This is a genomic window from Simiduia sp., from assembly GCF_058345725.1.
In genome coordinates, this window is the sequence record NZ_JBTUOC010000071.1 from 44,704 (window position 1) to 70,642 (window position 25,939).

At 53.5% G+C, this 25,939-nt stretch carries 25 protein-coding genes; 20 read left to right on the forward strand and 5 right to left on the reverse strand.

Translation table 11 applies throughout. From position 1 onward, the window contains the following. Positions 1 to 9: 9 nt before the first annotated feature. Positions 10 to 3,450: a transcription-repair coupling factor gene (gene mfd / locus ACW8F6_RS14790; protein WP_491576646.1), complete on the reverse strand. Its 3,441-nt coding sequence runs from the start codon at positions 3,448 to 3,450 to the stop codon at positions 10 to 12. A gap of 266 nt (positions 3,451 to 3,716) precedes the next feature. Here mfd and ACW8F6_RS14795 point away from each other — a divergent pair, with 266 nt between their 5' ends. The 10 genes from ACW8F6_RS14795 to sthA all read left to right on the forward strand — a co-directional run bounded on the left by ACW8F6_RS14795 (position 3,717) and on the right by sthA (position 14,195). Further along, positions 3,717 to 5,171, forward strand: a complete 1,455-nt coding sequence (locus ACW8F6_RS14795) for a glyceraldehyde-3-phosphate dehydrogenase (protein WP_491576647.1) — start codon at positions 3,717 to 3,719, stop codon at positions 5,169 to 5,171. Positions 5,172 to 5,587: 416 nt separating this feature from the next. Next, positions 5,588 to 6,934, forward strand: a complete 1,347-nt coding sequence (locus ACW8F6_RS14800) for a Na(+)-translocating NADH-quinone reductase subunit A (RefSeq protein ID WP_491576648.1) — start codon at positions 5,588 to 5,590, stop codon at positions 6,932 to 6,934. 3 nt (positions 6,935 to 6,937) lie between these two features. Further along, the gene (locus tag ACW8F6_RS14805; RefSeq protein WP_491576649.1) at positions 6,938 to 8,143 is read left to right on the forward strand and encodes an NADH:ubiquinone reductase (Na(+)-transporting) subunit B; all 1,206 of its coding nucleotides are present in this window, start codon (positions 6,938 to 6,940) and stop codon (positions 8,141 to 8,143) included. Next, positions 8,136 to 8,897, forward strand: coding sequence for a Na(+)-translocating NADH-quinone reductase subunit C (locus ACW8F6_RS14810; protein ID WP_491576650.1), 762 nt, complete (start codon positions 8,136 to 8,138; stop codon positions 8,895 to 8,897). The genes ACW8F6_RS14805 and ACW8F6_RS14810 overlap by 8 nt, the downstream gene beginning before the upstream one ends. Positions 8,898 to 8,900: 3 nt before the next feature. Then, complete coding sequence (locus ACW8F6_RS14815) at positions 8,901 to 9,557, forward strand: NADH:ubiquinone reductase (Na(+)-transporting) subunit D (protein ID WP_491576651.1); 657 nt, start codon at positions 8,901 to 8,903, stop codon at positions 9,555 to 9,557. 3 nt (positions 9,558 to 9,560) lie between these two features. Further along, positions 9,561 to 10,175: an NADH:ubiquinone reductase (Na(+)-transporting) subunit E gene (gene nqrE / locus ACW8F6_RS14820; protein WP_491576652.1), complete on the forward strand. Its 615-nt coding sequence runs from the start codon at positions 9,561 to 9,563 to the stop codon at positions 10,173 to 10,175. A gap of 18 nt (positions 10,176 to 10,193) precedes the next feature. After that, the gene (gene nqrF, locus ACW8F6_RS14825; RefSeq protein WP_491576653.1) at positions 10,194 to 11,417 is read left to right on the forward strand and encodes an NADH:ubiquinone reductase (Na(+)-transporting) subunit F; all 1,224 of its coding nucleotides are present in this window, start codon (positions 10,194 to 10,196) and stop codon (positions 11,415 to 11,417) included. Between the two features lie 133 nt (positions 11,418 to 11,550). Beyond that, positions 11,551 to 12,471, forward strand: a complete 921-nt coding sequence (locus ACW8F6_RS14830) for an FAD:protein FMN transferase (protein WP_491576654.1) — start codon at positions 11,551 to 11,553, stop codon at positions 12,469 to 12,471. 59 nt (positions 12,472 to 12,530) lie between these two features. Further along, positions 12,531 to 12,779 carry a (Na+)-NQR maturation NqrM gene (gene nqrM, locus ACW8F6_RS14835; protein ID WP_491576655.1) on the forward strand — a complete coding sequence of 83 codons (249 nt, stop codon included), beginning with the start codon at positions 12,531 to 12,533 and terminating at the stop codon, positions 12,777 to 12,779. 15 nt (positions 12,780 to 12,794) lie between these two features. Then, positions 12,795 to 14,195 (forward strand): Si-specific NAD(P)(+) transhydrogenase, encoded by a 1,401-nt coding sequence (sthA, locus tag ACW8F6_RS14840; protein WP_491576656.1) that lies wholly within the window; start codon positions 12,795 to 12,797, stop codon positions 14,193 to 14,195. Positions 14,196 to 14,410: 215 nt separating this feature from the next. Here sthA and ACW8F6_RS14845 read toward each other — a convergent pair whose 3' ends face one another. Together ACW8F6_RS14845 and ACW8F6_RS14850 are read right to left on the reverse strand one after the other, a co-directional pair. Further along, on the reverse strand, positions 14,411 to 14,710 hold the full coding sequence (locus ACW8F6_RS14845; RefSeq protein WP_491576657.1) for a hypothetical protein: 300 nt from the start codon (positions 14,708 to 14,710) through the stop codon (positions 14,411 to 14,413). A 14-nt stretch (positions 14,711 to 14,724) separates the two neighbouring features. After that, complete coding sequence (locus ACW8F6_RS14850; protein WP_491576658.1) at positions 14,725 to 15,264, reverse strand: PilZ domain-containing protein; 540 nt, start codon at positions 15,262 to 15,264, stop codon at positions 14,725 to 14,727. Positions 15,265 to 15,419: 155 nt separating this feature from the next. Here ACW8F6_RS14850 and ACW8F6_RS14855 point away from each other — a divergent pair, with 155 nt between their 5' ends. Genes ACW8F6_RS14855 through ACW8F6_RS14865 form a run of 3 tightly spaced genes read left to right on the forward strand, consistent with a single transcriptional unit; the run spans position 15,420 to position 18,571 of the window. Beyond that, positions 15,420 to 16,658 carry a lipoprotein-releasing ABC transporter permease subunit gene (locus ACW8F6_RS14855; protein WP_491576659.1) on the forward strand — a complete coding sequence of 413 codons (1,239 nt, stop codon included), beginning with the start codon at positions 15,420 to 15,422 and terminating at the stop codon, positions 16,656 to 16,658. Next, on the forward strand, positions 16,651 to 17,346 hold the full coding sequence (locus ACW8F6_RS14860; RefSeq protein WP_491576660.1) for an ABC transporter ATP-binding protein: 696 nt from the start codon (positions 16,651 to 16,653) through the stop codon (positions 17,344 to 17,346). The genes ACW8F6_RS14855 and ACW8F6_RS14860 overlap by 8 nt, the downstream gene beginning before the upstream one ends. After that, complete coding sequence (locus ACW8F6_RS14865) at positions 17,339 to 18,571, forward strand: lipoprotein-releasing ABC transporter permease subunit (protein WP_491576661.1); 1,233 nt, start codon at positions 17,339 to 17,341, stop codon at positions 18,569 to 18,571. Before ACW8F6_RS14860 ends, ACW8F6_RS14865 begins: the two co-directional genes overlap by 8 nt. On the opposite strand, the gene ACW8F6_RS14870 is transcribed toward ACW8F6_RS14865, so the two are convergent. Together ACW8F6_RS14870 and ACW8F6_RS14875 are read right to left on the reverse strand one after the other, a co-directional pair. Next, a complete protein-coding gene (locus ACW8F6_RS14870) occupies positions 18,568 to 19,098 on the reverse strand; it encodes a DUF2062 domain-containing protein (RefSeq protein WP_491576662.1) in 531 nt (176 codons plus the stop codon). The genes ACW8F6_RS14865 and ACW8F6_RS14870 overlap by 4 nt on opposite strands. Before the next feature lie 104 nt (positions 19,099 to 19,202). Next, the gene (locus tag ACW8F6_RS14875; protein ID WP_491576663.1) at positions 19,203 to 19,787 is read right to left on the reverse strand and encodes a hypothetical protein; all 585 of its coding nucleotides are present in this window, start codon (positions 19,785 to 19,787) and stop codon (positions 19,203 to 19,205) included. Between the two features lie 398 nt (positions 19,788 to 20,185). Here ACW8F6_RS14875 and adk point away from each other — a divergent pair, with 398 nt between their 5' ends. The 7 genes from adk to ACW8F6_RS14910 all read left to right on the forward strand — a co-directional run bounded on the left by adk (position 20,186) and on the right by ACW8F6_RS14910 (position 25,939). Continuing rightward, complete coding sequence (gene adk, locus ACW8F6_RS14880; RefSeq protein WP_491576664.1) at positions 20,186 to 20,830, forward strand: adenylate kinase; 645 nt, start codon at positions 20,186 to 20,188, stop codon at positions 20,828 to 20,830. A 98-nt stretch (positions 20,831 to 20,928) separates the two neighbouring features. Continuing rightward, a complete protein-coding gene (gene hemH / locus ACW8F6_RS14885; protein WP_491576665.1) occupies positions 20,929 to 21,906 on the forward strand; it encodes a ferrochelatase in 978 nt (325 codons plus the stop codon). A 241-nt stretch (positions 21,907 to 22,147) separates the two neighbouring features. Next, positions 22,148 to 22,984 (forward strand): hypothetical protein, encoded by an 837-nt coding sequence (locus ACW8F6_RS14890; RefSeq protein ID WP_491576666.1) that lies wholly within the window; start codon positions 22,148 to 22,150, stop codon positions 22,982 to 22,984. A 103-nt stretch (positions 22,985 to 23,087) separates the two neighbouring features. Further along, on the forward strand, positions 23,088 to 23,780 hold the full coding sequence (gene tsaB, locus ACW8F6_RS14895) for a tRNA (adenosine(37)-N6)-threonylcarbamoyltransferase complex dimerization subunit type 1 TsaB (RefSeq protein ID WP_491576667.1): 693 nt from the start codon (positions 23,088 to 23,090) through the stop codon (positions 23,778 to 23,780). A gap of 2 nt (positions 23,781 to 23,782) precedes the next feature. Further along, a complete protein-coding gene (locus tag ACW8F6_RS14900) occupies positions 23,783 to 24,577 on the forward strand; it encodes an undecaprenyl-diphosphate phosphatase (RefSeq protein WP_491576668.1) in 795 nt (264 codons plus the stop codon). Positions 24,578 to 24,632: 55 nt separating this feature from the next. Continuing rightward, positions 24,633 to 25,514, forward strand: coding sequence for an NAD(P)-dependent oxidoreductase (locus ACW8F6_RS14905; RefSeq protein WP_491576669.1), 882 nt, complete (start codon positions 24,633 to 24,635; stop codon positions 25,512 to 25,514). 29 nt (positions 25,515 to 25,543) lie between these two features. Next, positions 25,544 to 25,939: a VOC family protein gene (locus tag ACW8F6_RS14910; protein WP_491576670.1), complete on the forward strand. Its 396-nt coding sequence runs from the start codon at positions 25,544 to 25,546 to the stop codon at positions 25,937 to 25,939.

Consider the following 25,939-nt stretch of genomic DNA (forward strand, 5'->3'; position numbering starts at 1 on the left):
GATCTGCGATTAGTGCGCATGGGATAGGCTCTCTACCAGCAACTCTACAGCGGCGAGCCGCGCTTCGCTAGTTTCCATATCATGCATGAATTTTAAGCTGCTGGCGCCCGCCAGTTGGTATTTCTGTGGTTGAGTCTGCACCATTTTTATAATGGCCATCGGATCAACCTTTGGCTCCTTGGTAAAGTCAATGCGCCCCGAGCTGGCGCCGGCGTCCAGCTTTTCTATCCCTAGGGATTCGGCATTGAGCTTCAGTTGGGTAATGCGGAATAGGTTTTTCAAGGCATCGGGCAGCAGTCCAAAGCGGTCGATCATTTCCACCTGCAGCTCTTTCAGGGCGTTGGCATCGGCGGCGTTGGCGATGCGCTTATACATGATCAGGCGCGAGTGTACATCGGGCAAGTAGTCGTCGGGAATGAGGGCTGGGATGCGTAAATTAATTTCAATTGCCGTGCCGAGTGGGGCATCCAGGTCGGGCTCTTTGCCGGATTGAATGGCCTTTACGGCGCGATTGAGCATGTCCATGTACATGCTAAAGCCCACGGCTTCGATCTGGCCGCTTTGCTCGTCGCCGAGCAATTCCCCGGCCCCGCGAATTTCCATATCGTGGGTGGCCAGAGTGAAACCTGCGCCCAAGGTGTCGGCTTGCGCAATGGCCTCTAGCCGTTTGGTGGCGTCGCCGGTAAGGGTTTTGGGGTGGGGTGTCATCAAATAGGCGTAGGCCTGATGGTGCGAACGGCCCACACGTCCGCGCAGTTGATGCAATTGCGCCAGACCAAATTTATCGGCGCGTTCAATAATAATGGTATTGGCGTTGGGTACATCAATGCCGGTTTCGATGATGGTGGTGGCGATGAGCACATTGAAGCGTTTGTGGTAAAAGTCAGTCATGACTTTTTCCAGGTCGCGCTCGCGCATTTGACCGTGGCCAATGCCGATGCGTGCCTCGGGCACCAGTGCCTGTAAATCGCGGGCGGCTTTTTCGATGGTTTTGACTTCATTGTGCAGGAAATACACCTGCCCGCCACGCAGCAGTTCCCGCAGAATGGCCTCTTTAATGAGTGCATCGTCGCGCACGCGCACAAAGGTTTTAATGGACAATCGCTTGGAGGGCGGGGTGGCGATTATGGACAAATCACGAATGCCCGCCATGCTCATATTCAAAGTCCGCGGAATGGGTGTGGCCGTCAGAGTCAGTATGTCCACTTCGGCGCGAATAGCTTTCAGAGCTTCCTTTTGTCGCACACCGAAGCGGTGCTCTTCGTCAATTATCAACAGGCCAAGCGCCTGATAATTGAAGTCGGGTTGAAGCAACTTATGGGTGCCGACGATGATATCGACTTTGCCGTCTTTGAGTTTATCGGCAATGGCATTGATTTCTTTGCCGCTCTTAAAGCGCGATACCACTTCGATGTTTACCGGCCAGTCGGCAAAGCGGTCTTTAAAACTTTCGTAGTGCTGTTGCGCCAGCAGCGTGGTGGGTACCAACATAGCCACTTGCTTGCCGCTTTGTACAGCAATAAAAGCTGCGCGCATGGCGACTTCAGTTTTGCCAAAGCCAACGTCTCCGCAAACCAGTCGATCCATGGGTGTAGTAGCCAGCATATCGGCCCGCACGGCGTTAATGGCCTGCTCTTGATCCGGGGTTTCCTCAAAGGGAAAGCTGGCGCTGAAGGCGGCGTAAGCTTGCCCCGGGTCCTTGAAGGCGAAGCCTTTGCGCGCTGCGCGCTTAGCGTAAATATCGAGTAATTCGGCGGCGGTGTCGCGCACTTTTTCGGCGGCGCGGCGCTTGGCTTTTTCCCAGCTGTCGTTGCCGAGTTTATGAAGCGGTGCCAGCGTTTCCTCGGTGCCGGTGTAGCGGCTAATGAGGTGCAGGCTGGCCACCGGTACATACAGTTTGGCGTTGTTGGCGTAGTGCAGTTGCAAAAATTCCTGGGCCTGGCCGTCCAATTCAATGGTGGTCAGGCCCTGGTAGCGACCCACACCGTGATCGATGTGTACCACCGGCGCACCCAGGTGCAGTTCGGTCAGGTTTTTAATGGCCAGATCGCTGTCGGCGCTGGATTTGCGGCGCCGGCGTTGCTGTACTCGCTCTCCAAAAAGCTGGCTTTCGGTAATGATGGTGATGTGTGGCCGATCAAGCTTCAGGCCTTGATCGAGCGGCGCTACGCAGATGGCCAGTGCGTCGGGGCCTTCGATAAAGGCGTGCCAGCTATCTACCTGGCGCGGTGTGATGGCGATCCCCCTAAGCAGGTCCAGCAGAATTTCCCGTCGGCCGGCCGACTCGACGGCAAAGAGTAGTTTGTCGGGCCCTGCTGTTAGGTAGTTTTGGAGCGCGGCCAGTGGCGTGTCCGATTGTGCGTCCACGGGCACTTTGGGCGGTTCGCTGGCGGGTAATGCGGGTTCGCCGACGCCCAGCTCGGTGCGCGGCAGCTTCCCAATCAGATTGAAAACCTCGGCCACGGGCAGGAAGATTTCATTGGGCGCCAGCAGTGGTCGCTCGGGGTCGACTCGCCGGCTTTCATAACGGCTGTTGACCTCGCTCCAGAAGCGCTCCGCCAGGGGTGTGAGGCCGTCGTAGGTGATCAGGCGAGTCTCGCTGGGCAAATAGTCGAAGAGGCTGGCGCAGCGCTCGAAAAACAGCGGCAGGTAGTATTCGATACCCGAGGGCGCCAGGCCGTCGCAAATATCGCGATACAGGGGGCAGGCCTTGTGATCTACATCAAAGCGCTCGTGCCAGCGCAGGCGGAATTGGCTGATGGCCTCTTTGGTGAGCGGAAACTCGCGCGCGGGTAGAAGCTCTATTGCATCTACCTGGGCTTCGGTGCGCTGTGTTTCCGGGTCAAAGGTCCGCAGACTTTCAATTTCATCGTCGAACAGGTCGATGCGCAGGGGCCATTCGCTGCCAGCGGGGTAGATGTCCATCAGTGCGCCGCGAATGGCAAATTCGCCGTGCTCGAACACTGTATCAACCCGGCGGTAACCTGTGGATTCGAGCAGCCGGGCCTGCTCGTTTAGATCAAACCGCTGCCCTTTATTCAGAATCAGCGTATTGCCTGTCACAAATGCCACTGGCGGCAAGCGGTACAGCAGGGTGGTTATGGGGGTCACCAGAATGCCGGTTTTGGTGGTCGGCAGTTGATAGAGGGCGCGCATGCGCTCAGACACAATATCCTGGTGAGGGCTAAAGGTGTCGTAGGGCAATGTCTCCCAGTCGGGGAGCGACAATACCTCGGTTCCCGGCGCACTAAAGAACGTAAGTTCTTCTTTGAGCTGTTGCGCTGTGGCCGAATTCGGCGTGACGACCAAGGTCAGACCCTTGTGTTCGCGGGCCCCCTGGGCAATAGCAAGGGCGCTGGCAGCTCCTGGCAGGTGGCCCCAGCGCTGATTAAATTTGGCAGTATTTGATAGGGCGGGTGTGAGGTCTTTGAGGGCGCTAGAGATATCCATGAACACCAGTGCAACTTAGGCCGGACGTTGGCAAAAGGCTGACATTGTACCGGCTTGGGCCGGACCTGCCAGCCCTGTGCGCTAAATAGTGACTATGGCGGTCAAATTGTTCGTCTAATCTTGCGTGCTAGAGGGGTAGAAAGGATAATGGCGACCCTCTATTTAAGAGATAAGTGATTTCAATAAGCCGGCCAAAAGAGCGGGCGTAGCGGTGTGGTTTTGACCATACTGAAACTTTACTTAGACTTTATTAAAGGTGCATCCCCGTGAATCGTCCCAAGCCCGTCGACTTCTTTAAAGACTGGAAAGAGCGTGAAGCCCTTGCCGAAGCCATGATTCCCATGGTTGGCAAGCTAAATCGAGAGCAAAACGTAGGTGTCTATATCTATGGTCGCTCGCTGGTAAACAGCTCCGTCATCGACATCATGAAAATCCACCGCTTTGTGCGCCAGGTCGAGGCCAACGAGCTCTCCGAGTTCGAAACCTTTCCAGTGTTAAAGGCCATCTGCGAGCTGGACTTGGGGCGCGCCCATATCGATATCGGCCAGATTACCGTGAAGTATATGAAGGACTCTCGCGGGCTGTCGGTAAAAGATTTCGTGGTGGAAGAGCTGCGCGATGCCATTGGCGCCGAATTCAAGCCGCTGCCTCAGTCCCAGGATGTGGTGCTCTACGGCTTTGGTCGTATTGGCCGCCTAGTGGCGCGCCTGCTGATCGAAAAGGCCGGCAGTGGGGATGTGCTGCGCTTGCGCGCCATAGTTGTGCGCAAGAGCAATCTGGACAACGATCTCGAGAAGCGCGCTTGTCTGCTGCGCCGCGACTCGGTGCACGGCCAATTCAAGGGCACTATCCGGGTGGACGAAGAAACCCAGAGTCTGGTGTGCAACGGCAACGTAGTGAAAATCATTTACGCCAATGATCCCGCCGAGGTGGACTACACGGCCTATGGTATCAACAATGCCTTGATCGTCGACAATACCGGTGTTTGGCGCGATGAGACGGGGCTCAACAAGCACTTGCAAGCCAAGGGTGCCGCGAAAGTGATGCTGACCGCGCCTGGCAAGGGCGATATCAAGAATATCGTGTACGGTATCAACAACAGTGCTATCAGCTCCGAGGACAGCATTATTTCAGCAGCATCTTGTACCACCAACGCCATTGTGCCGGTGCTCAAGGCGGTTATGGATAAGTACGGGGTGCAGCACGGTCACGTAGAGACAGTTCATTCTTATACCAACGACCAGAACCTGATCGACAATTTCCATAAGGGCGAGCGCCGCGGCCGCAGTGCGCCGCTGAATATGGTGCTCACCGAAACTGGTGCTGCCAAGGCCGTGGCCAAGGCACTGCCCGAGCTGGCAGGCAAGTTGACTGGCAATGCCATCCGGGTGCCGACACCCAACGTGTCTATGGCCATATTAAACCTTGTGCTGGATCAGGAGGTGACCAAAGACGAATTGAATCAATACATGCGCGACGTGGCATTGCACTCGCCATTGCAGCAGCAGATTGATTACACCAACTCCTCAGAAGTGGTCTCCAGCGATTTTGTGGGCTCCCGTCATGCCTGTGTCTACGACAGTGTGGCTACTATTGCCGATGGCAATAATGTGGTGCTCTACTGCTGGTACGACAATGAATTTGGCTATAGCTGTCAGGTGGTTCGCTGTCTGGAGGACATGGCCGGCGTTAAGTACGATATCTACCCCAAATTGGGCTAACAGACTGCGTTGAGCGCAGACCTGAGTGAAAAACCCGCTTCGGCGGGTTTTTTATGGGCTCAAATGAGCGTTTGCCTAAAAATTGATCGAGTCTGGGCGGGTTTCTCGTAACAGACTGAGATTTCAGGCTTTTTTCGAGCCAATTAACGTTAGAAAAGGCCCAGATCGCTGGCATGTCGGCGGGTGCCTCTTTATAATTGCCGCCGTTTGCCCATAGCCGAATGCGTTTCTAGTCCTTTCGTCTAAACTAGAACAAGTTTTTTGTTGCTGGATTTTAGCGGGGCGCAAGCCCAAGAGCAGGCATTACAGCGTCATTCGCAGAAGCATTATTGGGGGGTCGGATTCCCGGCGCTCACGCAGATTTCATTTTTACAGTAATTATTATTTTTAAACTACCAAGTAACTAGGCAGGACGTATGATTAAGATCCGTCGGGGATTGGATTTACCTATATCCGGTGCTCCCGAGCAGACCATTCATGACGCCCCTAAAGCCAGGTCGGTTGCCGTTATTGGCGTGGATTACCACGGCATGAAACCAACCATGGCTGTAAAGGAAGGCGACAAGGTCAAGCTAGGGCAGCTGCTGTTTACTGACAAAAAGACTGAAGGTGTGCGCTATACGGCGCCGGCCGCCGGTACGGTTGCAGCGATTAATCGCGGTGAAAAGCGCATGCTGCAATCGGTTGTCATAGACGTAGAAGGGGACGAAGCCGAGCAGTTTGAGCGCTTTGAGCCAGCACAATTTGCACAGTTAACACGCGATCAGGTCGCCAGCAACCTGGTGAACTCGGGCTTGTGGACCGCGTTTCGCACGCGCCCTTACAGTAAAGTGCCCGCACTGGACGCCGTACCCAGCGCCATTTTTGTCACTGCCATGGATACCAATCCGCTGGCTGCCGATCCGACACTTGTTATCGGTGAGCATAAAGAGGCTTTTGATCAGGGCTTGGTACTTTTGTCGCGCCTGACCGAAGGTAAGGTGCATGTGTGTAAAGCCGCGGGTAGCAGTGTTGCGCCGGCGCAAGCCGAGCGGGTTGAAGTGCACGAGTTTGGCGGTGTTCACCCTGCGGGTAACGCCGGCACCCACATCCACTACCTAGCGCCTGTCAGTGCCCGCCGCAGCGTTTGGACCATTGGCTATCAAGACGTGATTGCCATGGCCAAGCTGTTCAGCACAGGTGTGTTGTTCACCGAGCGAGTGATAGCCTTGGGTGGTCCGCAGGTTGAGAAGCCCCGTCTGCTGCGCACCCGATTGGGCGCCAGTTTGGATGAGTTAACCGCCGGCGAAATGAAAGCCGGTGAAAACCGCGTGGTGTCGGGCTCTGTTTTTGGTGGTCGTACCGCCCGTGGCGCCTATGCCTATCTGGGTCGCTACCACAATCAGGTGACTGTACTGGCAGAGGGGCGCGATCGTCCTTTCCTGCACTACCTGCGTGCGGGCTTTAACCTCTTTTCTACCACCGGTATTTATATTTCCAAGCTGTTGGGTGGCAACAAGCAATACGACTTCACCACCACCACGGCGGGCAGTGAGCGAGCCATGGTGCCCATTGGTACCTACGAGCGCATCATGCCCCTGGATATTTTGCCCACGCAGTTACTGCGTGCGTTGATCGTGGGCGATACCGATATGGCGCAAAAACTCGGCGCTTTAGAGTTGGACGAAGAAGATTTGGCCTTGTGTACCTATGTTTGCCCCGGCAAATACGAGTACGGCCCGATCCTTCGCGACAACCTTACCCGTATTGAGAAGGAGGGCTAAGGCATGAAAGCACTACGCAATTGGTTCGACAGCCTCGAGCCCCACTTCCACAAGGGTGGAAAATACGAAAACTGGTATGCGCTGTATGAAGCGATCGATACCGGTTTGTTCCGTCCTGCAGATGTCACTAAAACAACTTCCCATGTGCGCGATGGTATTGACCTTAAGCGCATTATGATTACCGTGTGGGCCTGTACCTTCCCCGCCATGTTCTACGGTATGTACAACCTCGGCTGGCAGGCAAACACCGCCATGGCAGACTTGGGTATTGCGGCTGTAGAAGGCTGGCGCGGTGGTTTGATTGAGCTGTTTGCCGGCTATTCGGCCGACAGCATCTGGGACAACCTGATTCACGGTGCCGCTTACTTCCTTCCTATATATATGACCGTGTTTGTGGTCGGTGGTTTTTGGGAAGTGTTGTTCGCCATGAAGCGCGGCCACGAAGTAAACGAAGGCTTCTTTGTTACTTCCATCCTGTTTGCTTTGATTTGCCCGCCTGATATCCCATTGTGGATGGCGGCAATCGGAATCAGCTTTGGTGTGGTCATTGCCAAAGAAGTGTTTGGCGGAACCGGTAAAAACTTCTTGAACCCGGCTTTGGCGGGTCGTGCATTCCTGTTCTTTGCCTACCCCGCAGAAATGTCGGGTGATCAGGTGTGGACTGCTGTCGACGGATTCTCGGGTGCGACGGCGCTGTCGGTTGCCTATTCTGACGGTATGTCAGTGCTGACCAGTCAGCTAACCTGGATGGACGCCTTCTTCGGTAAAATGCAGGGCTCAATCGGCGAAGTGTCGACACTGGCAATCTTGATTGGCGGCGTAGTGTTAGTAGCGTGCAAGATTGCTTCGCTGCGCATTATCATCGGCGTTATGGCCGGCATGATGGCCACATCCTTCCTGTTTAACCTGGTGGGCAACCCCGAGTCTAACCCCATGATGGCCATGCCCTGGTATTGGCACTTAGTGGTGGGTGGATTTGCGTTTGGCATGGTTTTCATGGCGACCGATCCCGTATCAGCGGCCATGACCGAAGCCGGTAAATTATGGTTTGGCTTCCTGATTGGCTTTATGGTGGTTGTTATTCGCGTGGCAAACCCGGCATTCCCGGAAGGTATGATGTTGGCCATCTTGTTTGCCAACCTCTTTGCCCCTCTGATCGACCATTTCGTGGTTCAGGCAAACGTTAAGCGGAGGCTGGCACGTGGCTAATAACGATACGATTAAAAAGACGATTATCGTCGCCTTATCCCTGTGTATTGTGTGTTCTGTGGTGGTGTCTACCGCTGCGGTAATGCTCAAGCCCATGCAGGTAAAAAACAAAGAGCTCGACTTCAAGCGGAACATCCTGATGGCCGCCGGCCTGATGGAAGAGGGCAAGTCCGTCGAAGAGCTGTTTGCGCAAATCGAAACTCGCTTGGTTGATCTCAAAACAGGCAAATTCACCGATGCAGTGGCGGTGGCAAACTACGATCAGCGCAAGGCGTCTAAAGACCCACAGCGCTCCACCAAATTGTCACCTCAGGAAGATGTGGCCAAAATCGGTCGCCGTGAAGACATTGCTAAAGTGTTTTTGTTAACCAAAGACGGCGATATCGAAAAGGTCATCCTGCCGATAAAAGGCTACGGCCTGTGGTCTACGCTCTACGGCTTTATCGCGCTCGAGTCTGACTTTAACACCGTTGTTGGTCTGGGTTTTTACGAGCACGGTGAAACTCCGGGTCTAGGTGGAGAGGTAGACAATCCGAAGTGGAAAGCGCTTTGGGTGGGTAAAGAGGTGTATGAAGGTGGCGATGTGGCAATTGACGTCATCAAAGGGTCTGCGCCTGCCGGCGATGCGCACAAAATTGATGGCTTGTCTGGCGCGACTTTGACCAGTGCCGGCGTTGGCAATCTGGTGCGATTCTGGATGGGTGAAAACGGCTACGCCGATTTCCTCACTAACCTGAAAAACGGGGAGGCTTAATCCATGAAGACGAAAGAGCTTCTGTTTAAACCCATCATCGAGAACAACCCGATTGCACTGCAGATTCTGGGTATTTGTTCTGCGTTGGCGGTTACCACCTCGCTTAAAGTGACGCTGGTAATGTGTGTGGCATTAACCATGGTTACTGCCTTCTCTAACTTGTTTGTCGCCTTGGTGCGCAATCATATTCCCAGCAACATCCGTATCATCGTACAGATGACCATTATTGCCTCGCTGGTAATTGTGGTGGATCAGGTGTTGAAAGCTGTTGCATACGATATCAGCAAGCAGCTATCGGTTTTCGTGGGTCTGATCATTACTAACTGTATTGTGATGGGCCGCGCCGAAGCCTTCGCCATGAAAAACCCACCGCTGCCGAGTTTCTTCGATGGTATCGGTAATGGTCTGGGCTACAGCGCGCTGTTGATCGTACTGGGTGTTATTCGCGAACTGTTTGGCTCTGGCTCACTGCTGGGCTACAAGCTGCTGCCGCTGGTAACTGAGGGCGGTTGGTACGTATCGAACGGTATGTTGTTGCTTGCACCATCGGCTTTCTTCCTGATTGGTTTGATTATTTGGGCGATTCGCGCCTACAAACCCGATCAGGTGGAAGAAGAGGAGTTCAAGATTTGCGCCAACACCAAAGCGCAGGAGGCTTAATCGATGGAAGCGTTGCTGAGTTTATTTGTTAAGTCGATCTTCATTCAGAACATGGCCCTGGCATTCTTCCTGGGCATGTGTACCTTTTTGGCAATTTCCAAAAAGATTGAAGCGGCCTTTGGGTTGGGCGTTGCAGTTGTTGTAGTACTGGGTATTACCGTACCCGTAAACAACTTGTTGTACACCTATTTGTTGAAAGACGGTGCTTTGGTTTGGCTTGGCCCCGAGTTCGCCAATGTGGATTTAAGCTTTTTAGGCTTGATTACCTACATCGGTGTAATTGCGGCCATGGTTCAAATCCTGGAAATGTTGCTGGATAAATACGTGCCTGCGTTGTACAACGCACTGGGCGTATTCCTGCCATTGATCACCGTTAACTGCGCCATCATGGGTGCCTCACTGTTCATGGTTGAACGCGACTACAACCTGGCCGAATCCACGGTGTTTGGTATCGGTTCTGGTGTGGGCTGGGCGCTGGCTATTACGGCCTTGGCCGGTATTCGCGAGAAGATGAAATACAGCGATGTGCCAGCGGGCCTGCGTGGCCTGGGCATTACCTTTATCACCGTTGGCTTGATGTCGCTTGGCTTTATGTCATTCGGCGGCATCGACCTGTAAGCGAGGTAAGAACTTTAGATGGACATTACAATTATTGCTGGTGTCGTGATGTTCACAGTTATCGTGCTCTTGCTCGTGGCTGTGATTCTAGGCGCTCGCTCAAAACTGGTTAATTCCGGCGATGTCACCATCGTCGTTAACGATGAGAAAACTATTACTGTGCCTGCCGGCGGCAAATTGCTGCAAACGCTTGCCAATAGTGGTTTGTTTTTGCCTTCCGCTTGTGGTGGCGGTGGCAGCTGCGCGCAGTGTAAATGTATTGTGAATGAGGGCGGCGGTGAGATGCTGCCCACTGAAGAGTCGCATTTCACCAAGCGTGAGGCAAAAGAAGGTTGGCGCCTGTCTTGTCAAACCCCCGTGAAGCAGAACATGAAAGTTCACGTGGAAGAAGACGTCTTTGGTGTTAAGCAGTGGGAGTGTGTGGTTGAATCAAACCCCAATGTGGCAACCTTTATTAAAGAACTGACGCTGCGTTTGCCTGAAGGCGAAAACGTTGACTTCCGTGCAGGTGGTTATGTTCAGCTCGAAGCGCCGGCGCACCACGTAAAGTTTAAAGACTTTGATATCGAGGAGAAATTCCGTGGCGACTGGGAGCACTTTGGCTTCTTTAACCTGGAGTCCAAGGTAACTGAGCCGGTAATTCGCGCCTACTCTATGGCGAACTACCCCGAAGAACGTGGCATTGTGAAGTTCAATATTCGTATTGCAACGCCGCCGCCACGTACACAAGGCTTGCCGCCAGGCCAGATGTCTTCGTATGTGTTCAGCCTGAAGCCGGGCGACAAAATTACTGTGTACGGTCCCTTTGGCGAATTCTTTGCTAAGGATACGGATGCAGAAATGGTGTTCATCGGTGGTGGTGCCGGTATGGCACCCATGCGTTCGCACATTTTCGATCAGCTTCGCCGTTTGAAAAGCAAGCGCAAGATGTCATTTTGGTATGGTGCTCGCTCGCTGCGCGAACTCTTCTATAAAGAAGACTACGATATGCTGGCCGCTGAGAATGACAACTTTAATTGGCACATCGCGTTGTCTGACCCGCAACCTGAAGATAATTGGACTGGGCTGACCGGCTTTATTCACAACGTATTGTACGAACAGTATCTGAAGGATCACGAAGCGCCTGAAGACTGTGAGTTCTATATGTGTGGGCCGCCAATGATGAACGCTGCGGTTATTAAGATGTTGAAGGATCTGGGTGTTGAAGACGAAAACATCATGCTTGATGACTTCGGTGGTTGATCTGACCACTTCGGCACAGGCAAAAGCGAGGGCGCGCAAGCGCACCTCGTTTTTGTTTTTGTGGCTGGTTGTTTTTTGCCTGGCTGCCTGTGCCCCGCAGCCTGCTGAGCATATCCAGTTGGCAGGTGCCACTATGGGTACCCGCTACCACATCACCGTTGTGGGCGCGGTTGCGAATCCTGAGACTTTGCAGAAAAAAGTGGACGCGTTGTTGATTGACGTGAATCAGCAGATGTCCACCTATATTCCTGACTCAGAGTTAATGCTGCTAAACAAAGCACCGCTGGCACAGGTGGTCGTTTTGTCGCAGCCGTTAGCACAGTTGTTGGCTGAAAGTGCCGATATCTACGCCAAAAGTGGCGGGGCTTTCGATGTTACGCTGGGACCACTGGTGAACCGCTGGGGCTTTGGGCCAGATGATGAACAGTCAACGCCTACTGCTGAAGAAATTGCCGCGTTAAAGACGCGGGTGGGCTTTGATGGACTGCAGTTCAGCCAAGATGGGTCGCGCGTGAGCCGTCAGCGCGACGTATTTGTGGATTTGTCGGCTATAGCGAAAGGGTATGGTGTCGACAAAGTTGCCGACTTATTATGGCAGTTAGGCTATCGAAATTTTCTAGTGGAAATCGGTGGCGAATTACGCCTTGCTGGGCACAATCCCTCGGGGCAACCCTGGCGTATTGCAATCGAACGTCCAGAATTGGCGCCGGGTTCAATGCAAGCAGCCATTAGTATCACTGATAAGGCCATTGCTACCTCGGGCAGCTACCGCAATTTTAAAATGGTCGACGGTAGACGATTGTCGCATATGCTCGATCCGAAAACCGGTCGGCCGGTAGCGCACAATTTGGTTTCTGTCACCGTTATTGCCGATACCTGCAGTCAAGCAGATGGCTGGGCTACGGCCTTCAGCGTCATGGGCCCCGAGGCTGCACTGGCCTATGCAGAAGCAGCAAAGGTGCCGGTATTTATGTTGGAAGAGCAGGCGGGTGACGTGGTAGAGCGCTGGTCTTCGCACTTTGCGCCCTATCTTGCATCGACGGGTAAACGGTAGTTAATAGCGGATTGTATAGTTTTTTGGGGCGATTAGCGTCCAAATGAAGAGGTGAAAATATGGGCACTTTGCTGGTGACCTTTGTGGTATTGGGATTAGTCATAATCGCTATGTCTGTAGGTGTCTTGCTGGGTCGAAAACCCATTAGTGGCTCTTGCGGCGGTATGAGCGCACTGGGAATGGAAGTCGCCTGTGACATCTGTGGCGGTGATAAGGGCAAGTGCGATAAAGAGAGTGGCGATGCAAAGTCGACGTCGGCGCTCGCGTACGAAGTGGCGGCAACGCCGCCCGTTAGTAAAAAGTCTTAGGTTGGAGTGTAGTAGATGGCGAGGAAGTATCACTACGATGTACTCGTAATTGGCGCGGGTCCCGGGGGAGAGGGCGCGGCAATGGCGGCTGCCAAGGCTGGCAAGCGCGTGGGCGTTATTGAAAACCGCCAGGGTGTAGGGGGCGCTTGTGTACACAAGGGCACTATTCCTTCTAAGTCTTTACGGCATGTGGTAAAGCAAATTATTCGCCACAAAATCAGCTCACTGTTTCGCACCACCGGTGATGCGCATATCTTCAGTTACCCCAAAGTATTGGCGGAGGCCCTGCGCGTGGTGCCGCGCTATGTGGACCTGCATACAGATTTTTATACGCGCAATCGCGCCACCATCATTGTGGGTGAGGCGAGTTTCATTGATCCACACACCCTTTCGGTGCGTATGAGTGATGGTGCACGCGAGCGGGTTACCGCAGAGCACATTGTCATCGCCACCGGGTCGCGCCCTTACCATCCGGCGGACATCAATTTCAGCCATGGGCGTGTGTACGACAGCGATACCATTTTGGACATGAAGCATACACCGCGCAATTTGATTATTTACGGCGCTGGCGTTATCGGTTGCGAATATGCATCTATCTTTTCGGGCTTGGGTGTGAAAGTAGATTTGATCAACAGCCGCGAGCATCTGCTGACGTTTTTGGATGATGAAATTTGTGACGCCCTCAGCTATCACCTGCGCGATATGGGCGTCACAGTGCGCCACGGTGAAGAGTACGAGTCTCTGGAAGCCACAGATCGAGGTGTGACTTTGCGCTTGAAATCCGGCAAGCGCATTCATGGAGACGCTCTTTTGTGGTCGAATGGACGCACCGGTAACACCGATAGTTTAAAACTCGACGCCATTGGCCTGGAGGCGGATGGGCGAGGTCAGATTAAAGTGAACGACCTCTATCAGACCAGCGTTGAAAACATCTATGCTGTGGGCGATGTGATTGGTTGGCCTAGCCTGGCTAGTGCTTCCTATGATCAGGGCCGCGCAGCAGCGACTAATATTTTGGGGCACGATAGCCGCTTTGTGGCAGATGCGCCCACGGGTATTTATACACTGCCTGAAATTAGCTCTATTGGAAAAACCGAAAACGAGTTAACAGCTGCAAAAATTCCCTATGAAGTGGGTCGCGCCTTCTTCAAAAATACCGCTCGGGCTCAAATCTCGGGTGAAAAGGTTGGTGTACTGAAGATTTTATTTCATGTGGATACGTTGGAAATACTGGGTATTCATTGCTTTGGCGCAGAAGCTGCGGAAATTATTCATATTGGCCAAGCTATTATGAACCAGCAGGGCGAAGCCAATACCATCGCGTACTTTGTCAACACGACGTTTAACTACCCGACCATGGCCGAAGCTTATCGCACGGCGGCACTGGATGGCCTTAACCGAGTTCAGCGTATTTAGCGGGGCCCTAGCGTCCTATTTTGAGTTCACCTGCATAGGTGTGCTCGGGTCCTATTAACGGGCGGCTGTCTTTGGCAGCCGCCCGTTTTTCTGTCACTGGCTAATGTTATTTGCCCGCGGTATTGGCAGCTGAATTGCAGTCTAGCGTGTGGCTGGATGGTATGGGGCTGCAAGTGCGCGTGGCGGCAACTGCTTGGTTTGTGCGCGCAAAGGCGCTAGTTAGTGGGCGTCTGAAATTGTGCTTTTGGCTTGTGCCGGAGTACCGAGTGAATAACGTGTTCGCCCTCAAAATACACCACAAAGTTCTCGTACTCCCAGCGCGTAATGGGTGGATTACCGCGAGCGGGGTGTTTTACTTCTGCGGCCCCAAATGATTCCGACACTGTGGTCATGGTTTGGCCTTTTCTGGGCATCTCTATGCCTTGTATGCCCTGTTGACCAATGGGTATCTGAATTTCTTCGGCAAAACCCAAGGGGCTAATGCTCAGTAAGAATGTCAGTGCTATCACTCTCATAGTAGATCTCCTAATTATTGAGTCGCCAAGCGTCGTTGGGCAGCAAGAATGTGGCGCGCCAAGAGTGTTTTGTCAGCGTCACTTAGCTGAAGGAATCGGCAGGCAAGCTTATGGCCTTGGCTGGTGCTTTCACACCGGGTTACCTCTGCGTAAGTAAACAGTGTAAAGCCACTCTCTAAAAATGTAAGTGCCAAGGCGATAAAACTGCCCTTGTAGGCGGCCTTGCTGGCAACAAACGCGATGCCGCCTTCGCTCAGGCTGACCGGGTGCTTTGGTTGTGTGTTATGTGTTGCAAATAGATAGCCAGACAAAAGCTCTAGGCGCTTATCTATCAATTTAAGCGCCTGGCTGGTGCCCGTGTCTAAATTGCCAAGTAGTGACTGTAGCTCGCGGCCCAGCTTCTTAAAGTCGGCAAAGGCCTGCAGATGGGTTTGACCGGGAAAATGTGTCTGGGGCCGTCCGCTGAGCGCCGTTTGCCGGTCTATGGCCACCTGCTCCAGTACGATTTCGTCATGGATGCGGTAAAAATCCCGCTGTTCGGTTTTGGGGGTCATGGTACGCCTGCCGATAGATGACAATTCCCGTTATACCACGAATTGCCTTCGTTGGGGCCTCAGCCGTACCTGTGGGGCGCAAAGTGCCGTTTGCCCACTTGCGGAACCTGCTAATACCCCTTGTACGCATGCTGTGGCTCAGGTTTAATGCGGCCATGAATTCAATGCCTGTTTTTATTGGTTTGCGTTATATACGTGCACGGCGACGCAACCAATTCATTTCTTTTTTAAGTGGATTTTCCCTGCTTGGCATGATGCTGGGCGTGGGGGCGCTCATTATTGTGCTTTCGGTCATGAATGGCTTTGATCGCGAGCTCAAAGGGCGCTTGCTATCCGCGATCCCCCACGGCAGTGTTTATGCAGATGATGGCCTGGCGGATTGGCGGGCGTTGTCACAGACACTGCAAACACAACCGGATTTGCTGGCGCATGCACCCTATGTAGAGGGCTTTGCCATGCTGGGGTTTGGCCGGGCATTGCAAGCCGTTGCGTTTTCTGGAATAGATCCGGCACTTGAGGCCAGGGTTTCCGAAATTGGTGAGCATATGGTCATGGGGGACCTGGCCGAGCTGCGGCCAGGCGAATTTGGCCTGGTGTTGGGCCGCATACTCGCCCGTCAACTCAGCGTGGTACCGGGCGATAAACTGATGTTAACGCTCCCGCAATTGAATATAACCCCGGCGGGCATTTTTCCCCGCGTTAAACGCTTCACCGTGGTAGGTGTGTTTGAAGTAGGTGCACAGGTAGACCAGTCCTTGGTACTCATGCATCTGTCGGATGCGCAGCGACTGCTGCGGCGCGGTGATCAGGTGGATGGCGTGCACGTCAAGGTGGCCGATATGTTCGCCGCCAGCCAGATTATGTCGAAACTGGCGCACGCTTTACCTGCCGGGCTCTCGGTAAAGGACTGGAGCCAGTCGCAGGGCAGTTTGTTTCAAGCCATTAAAATGGAGAAGACCGTCATAACGGTGTTGCTGCTAATTATTGTGTTAGTGGCGGCCTTTAATATTGTCACCAGTCTGGTATTAATGGTGGCCGACAAGCGCGCCGATATTGCAGTCTTGCGCACCCTCGGAATTACCGCGCGCCAAGTCATGGCGATATTTATGGTCCAGGGCTGCGCAGTGGGCAGCTTGGGAATTTTATTGGGCGCCGTCCTGGGTTCAGTGATCGGGGTTTATGTGGGGCCTATTGTGCAATCTTTGGAATCACTCACGGGCGTGCATATGTTCGATCCCTCTGTCTACTATATCAGCCATTTGCCGTCCCACTGGTTGTGGGCCGATGTGGTGCTGGTGTCTTCGGTTGGCTTGTTATTGAGTTTGCTTGCCAGCGTTTATCCGGCCTACCGCGCCTCTAAAATTGAACCTGCTGAGACCCTCCGTTATGAATGATCGGGCTATTGTTTTAGCTTGCACAGGCCTTAAGAAAACCTATCAGCAAGGGCCCTTGTCTGTTGATGTACTGAAGAGCATTGATTTTTCAGTGGCGTCCGGTGAGCGCGTCGCCATAGTGGGCGCTTCGGGTTCTGGTAAGTCGACGCTATTGAATTTACTTGGCGGTCTGGATGTTCCTAGCGAAGGTGAAGTCGTGCTAGCTGGGCAATCGCTGTCGACACTATCCGATAACGCGCGCGGTTTTATGCGCAATCGCCATTTAGGCTTTGTGTATCAGTTCCACCACTTGCTGCCAGAATTTAGCGCACAGGAAAATGTGGAAATGCCAATGCGGATTGCTAAATTAGCTGCCGCTGAATTTAGCGTGCGCGCCACGGCCTTGCTCGAGCAGGTCGGACTAGGGCACCGATTGCACCACAAACCCGCTGAACTCTCCGGCGGCGAGCGCCAGCGGGTTGCCATTGCGCGCTCGCTGGCCATGCAGCCGGCCTGTGTGCTGATGGATGAGCCCACGGGGAATTTAGATAGCGAGAATGCTGAATCTGTGCAGCAGCTAATGTTGTCGCTTAGCCAAGAGCACGGAGTGGCCTTCGTTATTGTGACCCATGATCTGTCGCTGGCGGATCGCATGGACAAAGTCTATCGCCTGGACAAAGGGCAGCTGCAAGAGCGTCTCCATGGCTAGTTTACCGCTCTGGATTGGCCTCAGATATACCGGTAGCAAGCGCCGCAATCAACTGGTGAGCTTTATTTCATTGGTGTCGATGACAGGCTTGGTGATGGGCGTTGCGCTGCTCATTATCGTTTTGTCGGTAATGAATGGTTTTGATCGCGAATTGCGCGAGCGCATATTGGGCGTAATGCCACAGGCCACGGTGTACCACCGCGAAGGCGTTACCCAGTGGTCGGACTATGTAGAAGAATTTGAGCAACACCCCCAAGTACTCGCCGCTGCGCCGTTTATTCAGTTACAAGGGCTTGCCAGCCTGGGCGATAAGGTCGCGCCATTGAGTGTGTACGGTATCGTGCCTGCTTTGGAAATTAAAGTGTCACGCCTGCACGAATTTACCGGCGCTCAGCCTCTGGACGATTTGCCGGTTGGCGGTCTGCTGCTGGGAGCTGGCGTGGTTCAAGCGCTGGGCGCTGATATTGGCGATCCTATCACGCTCATTATCCCCAACCGCGACAATGCCACTAGCTTGCCAAAAATGGGTGCGTTTACGCTCATCGGTATCGTTCGCACCGGCACTGAAATTGACAATGGGTTGGGTATCACCGCGCTGGAAAATGCCGAGCCTCTGTCTGAACTGGCACCTTCGGCAGTGACCGGAGTACGGTTAAAATTGTCGGATTTGTTTGCGTCGCGTCAAGTTATTCGTGACTTGATGGCAACGCTCAGCTACGGGTTTTACGGTTCCGATTGGACGCGTAGCCACGGGAACCTTTTTCAAGCCGTGCAAATGTCGCGTCAGCTTGTGGGCTTGTTACTGTTTTTAATCATTGCAATTGCAGCCTTCAACGTGGTGTCCACGCTGGTGATGGTGGTGGTCGATAAGCAAAGTCAGATCGCCATTTTACGTAGCCTGGGCGCCAGCCGTTGGCACATTATGGGAATCTTTATGGTCCAAGGGGCCATGATTGGTGTGATTGGTACCGGAGTGGGCCTGGCGGCGGGTACGCTGGGCGCGCATTTTGTGACGGCCTGGGTGGCCGCGCTGGAATCGGCCCTGAATATTCAATTTCTAGCCTCGGACGTGTATCCGATCAGTTACTTACCCAGTGATTTTCGTTGGGAAGATTGTGTCACTGTGGGAGCAGTATCTTTACTGATGAGCTTGCTGGCGACTCTGTACCCGGCGTGGCGCGCGAGTCGCGTGGCACCGGCCGAAGCGTTACAGCTCGACCATTAACGCTGCTTGCGGGCCAGGCGCTCGGCAATGCGCCGCTGCCAGTTGCGGCTGACATTCCAGCGCCACAACTGATTGATCAATAAAAACGACAGGCAGGAGAAGAACAGTGCACACACCAATGTGCCCGCCAACAGGGGCGGCAACAGGTAGCCAATTTCTGCCAATATCCAGTCCAAGCTCAGTTCAAAATGAAACGGCCGACTCGGTGCGTTCAGCAGCGTCAAACCCAGCTGGTAGCAAGCGTAAAACATGGCGGGCATGGTCACTGGGTTACTGATCCAAACCAAGGCCACGCTGATAGGCAAATTAGCCCGCAGCCAAAGTGCGCCGAGTGCCGCCACGACCATCTGGCCGGGTATGGGTAAAAAGCAAACAAAAATACCGACTAAAAAAGCCCGCGATACGGAAAGCCGGTTCAAGTGAAATAAATTTGGATCGTGCAGGAGGCTACCAAGGAATTGCAATGATGCGTGGTCTCTGATCTTGGCTGGATCGGGCATCCAGCGTTTCAGGAACTTCTTAGCCATCGTTGTTCGCCTAAATCCTTGATGGCGCGCATTATGCCGAAAATAGCGTGGCTGGGCCAGTGGTTAACGGGCCCAGCGGCGGCGGGATTGCGCAGTCGGTGCGGTCAGTGGGGTAGGGGATTAACGTTGCTGGCGCCTTTAGCCACGGCCGAATCCGGCTGGCTATCGGGGGCTTCGCGGGGTTTTGACGCATCGACAGCGGGCTTCTGGGCTTTCGGTGCTTTGCGCTCTTCCAGCTTGTTGGCCAGCTGCAACTGCTCGCGTACGGTAACGGTTTCTTTGTGGTCTGCAAGCAGCTCGGCAATTTGCTTGTTGCGCGACGCAATCTCCGCTTGCAGGTCCTTAATTTCACGCTCTAATTGCGCATTTTTGTTGAGTAGGCGCTCTTCTTTGTCGGTCGCGTCGGCAATGATGTCGTCAATGCTGATTTGCGTGGACTCCAGCGTTTGCTTGACCACCGATACCACCACATCGGTATTGTCGCTAGGTAATTTGCGCATCAGCCCGATCGCGTCCTCTATGCCATAGCTGGGCGCGCGTCGGGCGGGCTTGGGTGTGGCGGCCAAGGGCAGAATATCTTCGTCCGGTTCGAAATACTCTTCGTTCAGATCCTGGCTGGTGGGTAATCCAGGGCTTTCTAACAGATCGTTGTCGTTATCCTCTTGCTGATTCCTAGAGAAAAGGCCCATGTGGCGCTCCTATTGGTTGGTTTTTAAACATCTATGATATTAGTTGAAGTACCTCCGCTGATTTCGACCCTTTGGCAATTAGGGTCTGAAGTTATATAGCATTTAGGAATATAAAGAGGGCTGTAAATACAGTTTCTCTCTAGGGTGGCGTCTAGCGAGTAGTAAAGGCGCCGTTGAGACGCCGGTTCGATAGGGGTTATTTAGCGCAAAAAACAGACAAAACAAACACTTAGCAGCGTGTTGCCAGGTGAAAGTCGATGCGCTTGCTTGAGTAGGTGGGGGGCACCGTGTATCTTATGCCCCCCAAAACAAGGGTGTACCTGCTGACGATTAGTGGATTGATGTCTGGTGGCAACATCTGGAACAACGCGAGACGAGAACTGTAGGAGCGAGCACATATGCGCGTAATTCTTCTAGGTGCCCCAGGCGCCGGCAAAGGCACACAAGCCAAATTTATCATGGATAAATTTGGTATCCCCCAGATTTCCACCGGCGACATGCTGCGCGCAGCAGTAAAAGCGGAGTCACCACTGGGGTTAAAAGTTAAAGACATTATGTCGTCGGGCGGTCTGGTGTCAGACGACATTATTATCGCTCTGGTCAAAGATCGTATTGCCCAGGCAGATTGTGCATCGGGTTTTTTGTTTGACGGCTTTCCCCGCACTATTCCACAGGCCGAAGCCATGGTGGCGGCCGGCGTTGAAATCGATCATGTTCTCGAAATTGACGTAGCCGATGAAGTGATTGTGGAGCGCCTCAGTGGTCGCCGTGTACACGAGGCCTCGGGACGCGTGTACCACACGGTGTATAACCCGCCGAAAGTGGCCGGCAAAGACGACGAAACCGGCGATGATCTGGTGCAGCGCGCAGACGATCAGGAAGATACGGTGCGCAAACGCCTGGCGCTGTATCACGAACAAACTGAGCCTTTGGTAGGTTTTTATGCGGCACGTCAGGCTCACACGCCTGTGAAATGCAGTAAAATTGCCGGTGTGGGCACCGTCGATGAAATCCGCCAGCGGGTTTTTGACGTACTCTCCTAAGCGTGCGTGCGGTCAGCCTACCCGAGGAAACCCGCCCAGGCGGGTTTTTTTTTGCCCGAGCCTTAAAAGGGCGCAGATATCTGGCCTAAAGGAATTGTATGAGCGTTGATGCTGTCATTCTAATAAATCTGGGGACGCCGGAAAGCCCAACGCCCGCAGGTGTTCGAAAATTCTTGCGCGAGTTTCTGTCGGATCGGCGGGTAGTGGAAATACCTCGGTTGATTTGGTGGCCGATACTCTATGGTTTCATTTTGCCATTTCGGCCCAAAAGGGTGTCCAAAGCCTACCAATCCATTTGGACGGATGAGGGCTCTCCGCTGAAAGTACTGACCGAAAGCCTAGCGGATAAGTTAAAGACCAAACTTGAAGAGGTGCAAGGCGAACAGGCGCCCAAAGTATACTGCGCCTATACCTATGGCAGCCCGACAATCGCGAAACAAATTGCGCAATTACAGAGCCAGGGCGTCGACAGAATTTTATTGCTGCCTCTGTATCCTCAGTATTCTGCTACTACCACGGCCTCCGTATACGATCAATACGCCCGTATCATTGCCGCCAGCCGGGATATTCCCGATGTCCGTATTCAAAAATCGTATTGCCAGCGGCCAGATTACATTGCCGGCTTGGTTAAATCCGTTAAGGCGCACTGGCAAACAACACCGCCTGCCGAAAAACTGCTGTTTTCGTTTCATGGTATTCCCCAGCGCAACGTGGATCTTGGCGATCCCTATCAAAAGCACTGCCTACAAACGGCTAGCGATGTCGCCAAAGCATTAAACTTGGCGCCTGAGCGCTGGGCGGTGAGTTTTCAGTCGCGCTTGGGGAAAGCGCAATGGCTAAAACCCTACACGGATATATTGTTGGCCGAGTGGGCATCGAAGGGGGTCACTAGCGTGGATGTGATCTGTCCGGCGTTCGCCATTGACTGTTTAGAAACATTGGAAGAAATCGACGAAGAGAATCGCGAGTTGTTCATGGCCAGCGGTGGCACCGATTACCGCTACATACCCTGTTTGAACGATTCGGCTGAACAGGTTTTTTTAATGAGTAACATCGTTTTGGAACACTTCGCCTGAATTTTTTGCAACTGGGCACCCTAAATCGCACGCATTAACGTCGATATTTCCGATTTTCAATTCAAAACGCCCATTTTTGATTAAAAAATGGGCTAAAAACTCGCAAAACTCTATTTTCTTTCTTAATATCAAAAGCGATGCCAATGCTTTTGCATATTTGCGCTGGTGTCATGCAGCGATGTTGTGCTGAAAACGTGTAATAACAATGTTTTTGTTCGATTCATGTCCGAGGAGATGACACATGGCACGAGTAGCAAAAAAAGCCACTAAACGCGGTGCCAAAAAAACCACCGCAAAGGCAAAATCCATTCGCACGCCAGCACCGGTTTCACCGGCACTGGCCAAGTCCCAAGCGGCGGTCGATAAACTCACCAAAGAAATCGCCGCTCAAAGTAAGCAGGCTGCTGCTGCCCGTAAAAAGGCCGCTGCTGCCAAGAAGAAATCAGGAAAATCCGGCAAAGCTATGGATAAGCGGGCTGCCGTTAGTGCAAGCAATGCGGCAGCCAAGATTGCCAAAGCGTTGCAAGCGGCCCGGGCCAAGCTGGCTGATGCTAAATCGAAGCTGTCTCAACTGAAGGCGGAAGCTAAGGCCCAGGCGCGGGTTGAGGCTGCTATGGCAAAGGTTGAAATGTTAAAAACCTCGCTTGCAGCCAAGGCAGAGGCCGATTTGGCTAAAGCGATGGCTGCCTTTGAAAGCAAATGGATGAAAAAGCGGGCTGCGGCCGATGCGAAGAAAGTGAAGTCCACTGCTAAGAAAGTAAAGGCAAAACTTGCAGCGGTAGAAAAGAAAGAGAAGGCGAAGGCCGCGGCGGCTGCGAAAAAGGCCGCAGCTAAGGCTAAAGCTGCGGCTAAAAAAGCGGCCGCTAAGGCCAAAGCCGCGGCTAAAAAGGCAGCCGCGAAAGAAAAAATAGCGGAGCGCAAGGCCGCCGCTAAGGCCAAAGCCGCCGCAAAGCGGGCCGCGGCCAAAGCCAAGCCACGAAAAGCGAAGCCAAAGGCGAAAGCCAAAGCCGCTAAACCCCGCAAGGCACCTGCTAAAAAGAAGGCGGCTAGCCGAGGTAGAAAGAAAAAGGCGAAGTAGACGCTAGGTGCACGTAAAAATCCCCCGCAAGGGGGATTTTTTTTGGGTGTCACAGAGGCGAAATTCTGGGAAAATGCGTGCCTTTCACAGAAACCGAAGCCCTATGAGTCGAATTTTAGCCGTCGATACCAGTTCAAATGCCTGTTCCGTGGCCCTGTCTTGGGGTAATCAGCTGTGCGCGCGCTATGCACTGACCCCAAGGGGGCATATGCAGCGCTTGTTGCCCATGATTGACGAGGTATTGTCCGAGGCCGGTTGCACAGTCCCGCAATTAGCGGCCATCGCCTTTGGCCGTGGTCCCGGCTCATTCACGGGTTTGCGGGTGGTGACGGGCGTTGTACAGGGGCTGGCCTACGGCGCAGACCTGCCGGTGATCCCCGTATCGTCGCTGGCATGCCTGGCCCAGGGGTACGCTCGGCGCCATCCCAATTTCAATGGCAGCTTGGGGGTAGCCGTCGACGCCCGTATGGACGAGGCCTATATTGCCCGTTTTCAAGTCGACAGTGGCCGTGTAAATGCCATGTCAGAGGAGAGTCTGGTCCCCATTGCTAACGTAGCTGCAGCACTGACAGGCGTGGATGCAGCTTGTGGTAGTGCCTGGCAGTTAGAGCTTTTACTACCGCATGCGCCGACAAATTGTTTGGCCGAGCTAGAGCCGGATGCCCAAGATATTCTGACCCTGGCACAGGCTGACGGCGCAACTCGGCTAACCGCCGCACAGGCGCAACCGGTTTACTTGCGCGACAGTGTCAGCTGGCAAAAGCGCACGCGTATCCGCACTGACAATTTGGAGTAACCATGGACTGGCTGCAGGTATTGGTCCTGGCAATTATTCAGGGGCTGACAGAATTTCTTCCCATTTCCAGTTCGGCACATCTTATTTTGCCAAACCAATTGCTCGGCTGGACTGACCAAGGCTTGGCCTTTGATGTGGCAGTGCATTTTGGCAGTCTGCTGGCAGTGATAATGTATTTTCGGCAAGATCTGTTAGCACTGGCGGGGGATTGGTTTAAAGCGTTTGCAGGTCAGCGTTCGCACAACAGTGACTTAGTGTGGATGATTGGCATAGCAACTCTACCGGCGGGTATTGTTGGCGTGCTGGGCAAAGATTTCATTGAAACCCAGTTGCGTTCGGGGTGGGTCATTGGCTGGTCAACAGTGGCTTTTGGCCTGTTGTTGGGTTATGCCGACCGGCGTGGCGGCGGTGCGCAGACAATGGCAGCCATGACCTTTAAGTTGGCGCTAGTTATTGGATTTGCGCAGGCGCTCGCATTGATTCCCGGCACATCCCGCTCGGGGATTACTATGACAGCTGCGCTGTTACTGGGCTTTACGCGTATAGATGCCGCCCGTTTTTCATTTTTGCTGTCAATTCCTATCATAGCTGCCAGTGCGGCGTTTCTGACCTATAAGCTCGCGGGGCAGGCGGCCGTTGATTGGGGCGTGTTGGGGCTGGGATTTGTATTGTCCTGTCTCAGTGCCTATGCTTGCATTCATTTTTTCATGCAGCTGATAAATCGTATTGGCATGATGCCTTTTGTCATTTACCGCCTGATATTGGGCGCGTTTCTATTGGTGGAGTTCTGGCATTAAACACATCGTTTAATGTTCTTTTACTCACTGTGTCTGAATGTGTGTGGAGGCAAGTGTGAACGTAGCTTTTATTGGACTTGGCGTGATGGGATTCCCCATGGCGGGGCACCTGCAGCGAGCCGGTTTTAACACCTGTGTATTCAATCGAACGCGGACTAAGGCCGAGCAGTGGGTTGCACAACACGGTGGCCGTTGCGCGGAAACGCCTGCACTGGCTGCGACCGATGCGGATATTGTGTTTATATGCGTAGGTAACGACGACGATCTGCGCGCCGTTGTCACTGGTTCCGACGGCGTACTCGCCGGTATTAAGGCTGGCGCCATCATCGTAGATAACACCACAGCCTCTGCCACCGTCGCGCGCGAGCTCTATGCCCAGGCCCGCTCGCAGCAGGTTAGCTTTTTGGATGCGCCAGTGTCGGGTGGCCAAGCTGGTGCTGAAAATGGCCAGTTAACCGTGATGGTCGGTGGCGATGAAGCGGCTTATGAAACAGCCAGGCCCGCCATCGAGAGTTTTGCCCGTTCTGTGAAGCGCCTAGGTGAGTCTGGCAGTGGTCAATTGTGTAAGATGGTCAATCAGATTTGCATTGCCGGGTTGGTCCAGGGATTGGCAGAGGGGTTGCATTTCGCGAACGCGGCAGGGCTTGATGCCGAGGCAGTGATCGAGGTGATCTCTAAGGGTGCAGCCCAGTCCTGGCAGATGGAAAATCGGCATAAAACGATGCTCTCCGGCGACTATGAACACGGATTTGCCGTGGACTGGATGCGTAAAGACCTGGATATCGTGCTGAATCAAGCGAAAGCGATTGGCGCCCGCTTGCCGGTCACCGCGTTAGTCGACCAATTTTATGCAGACGTTCAAGCCATGGGGGGCAATCGTTGGGATACCTCCAGCTTGCTGGTGCGCCTTGAGGGCAAGCCAGCGTCAGACGTTTAATTTACTCACTGCACTGCGAGGGTGGCACCATGGCTAAAGTACTCGGTTTGGGGGGCGTGTTTTTCAAAGCATCGGATCCGGCAGCGCTAAATGCCTGGTACAACGCCCACCTTGGCATGAACATGAGTGAATATGGCGCGCAGCTGCCGGTCAAGGCGTTGCCCGACGGTGCCTATTCAGTGATCACCGCCTTCAAGGAGGACACGGGGTATTTTGCCCCAAGCAGCGGGCGCTTCATGATCAATCTGGTGGTGGACGATGTGGCAGCCTGCTTAGCACAGGTGGCCAATGGCGGCGCAGAGGTGCTGCCGGATATAGAGCGAAGCGAATACGGTGTATTCGGCTGGTTTATCGACCCGGCCGGTAACAAAATAGAACTGTGGCAAGCGCCCACAGATGATCAACAGTCAGATTCCGAGGTTTAA